1 protein-coding gene is annotated in these 1,662 nt (G+C 39.3%); it reads right to left on the bottom strand.

Annotated elements, in window-relative coordinates:
* Positions 1-1,540: IS1634 family transposase (locus tag GSA01S_RS10080; RefSeq protein WP_066127237.1), on the bottom strand; the 1,540-nt coding region annotated here is incomplete at its 3' end.
* Positions 1,541-1,662 lie beyond the last annotated feature (122 nt).

Consider the following 1,662-nt stretch of genomic DNA (forward strand, 5'->3'; position numbering starts at 1 on the left):
GAAGTATTTCTCCAATGGTCATACCGAACGAAGGATGCACAAAACATTCAATCCGATTGAACGCTTCTAACACTTCGTCTAACGTATGCTCCTTAAACAAATTTGCTTGTTCCATCCGACGTTTTAGTTCCGACACTAAAATTAAAGCTAAATACTGTACAAATATTTTCCCTTCTAATCCCCGTTCGGAAGAAACCCTTAACCGTCGCATATTCAAGCGGTCTTTTAAATTCATAAAGGCTTTTTCAACTTGATCTTTGTCTCGATAATGACTGAGTACTTGAGCGCTTGTCATCCGACTATTCGACAACAAAACAAAATAGCCCGCATAAGCTAACTTCTCAGCGATTGCCTCATCCTTCATGCTCACTGAGACGACCTTACCTTTTTCTTTTGTGACTTTAAAGTAAGTGTTATAAGCCTTTTGATGAGCTTCAATTAAGTGATTCGTTTGTAATTCGCGTTCCCAATCCTGAAGCTGTTTATGGAAGCGAATGCGTTCCTCGGTAGCTCGCTCACTATTTAAGTAAGCATGGAGGGTCACCGGATAACCGGATGTTTCCGATGCTTTGAACACTTGATTGATGGTAAGTTGTTGACGATATAAATTGGTCGCACCATCATAGTGTTGAGGATGTTCCATCGTGGGTGCCAGTTGACTCAAAGCTTCTTTCACATACTTAAGCGATACTTTGGCCCCTTGAATAAAGGTAATGCCTTCACGACACATCAACAAAATATTCTCCGCTTTATAAAACCCACGATCTAAAACGAGTTGAATCGGGCGATCCGTTAACTCATCAAACAAACTCATCAGCCAAGGTAAGGTTTTAGCGTCGGGTATATTGCCAGCTAACGGTCGATAGAGAACAGGAAGTCTAGACTCACTCCCAAATAATAGTGCTAGGTTAAGTTGAGCGAGTAAGTCATCTTCCTTGTTGTACCCATACTGCACTTGGCGTAACTTTTGTGAATAGCTTGAAATCGTGGTGGTATCATAAAACCAATAGGACTCCTCTGATTGACGCGCAACTTGAGCCTTAAAAAAAGCTTGTTTTTCTTTTTCGGTAATTCGCTGAAACAACTCACTAATCCGTTGTGAGGTTAAGCTACTTAAATCAAACGGCAGATGATGAAGTTCGGCCCATTGATTAAATTTCTGCATCGAACTAGAAGGAGCTAAAACCAAATAATAAGCTAACCCTAATAATGCTTGATAATCATCAGGGAACATAGCCTTTAAATCTTCTGTTAAACCAACTTCTTTTGCCAGTTGAGACAAAGTATAAGTTGCCCCATAAAAGGAACGTTTAATTTCTGTTAAGAGTGGCATAGAAACGGCGGTTGTTTTTTTCTTTTTCATTCGACCATCGGTCGGAACCATCTTACCTGTTTCAGGATCAAGCTTACCGACTAATTTTCGTTTAGCACGTGATTGTTTTTTCTCAGAATCCCAATAAGCAATGGATTCATAAAAGTAGGTATTTCCAGTCCGCTTATCGAATTGTTTAATCAAATTAGGTTGTTTCTTTTTCGTCATCGTTCTCACCTCGTTACGATAATAATAACACATAACGAGGATAAAGGGAATAAAAAAGTGCTCTAAAGATTATACAATCAATCTTTTGAGCAAGTTTCCTTGTTATGAGTCGCGGGAATTCA

It is taken from the genome of Globicatella sanguinis NBRC 15551, assembly GCF_001552295.1.
In the GTDB taxonomy this organism is placed as follows: Bacteria; Bacillota; Bacilli; order Lactobacillales; family Aerococcaceae; genus Globicatella; species Globicatella sanguinis.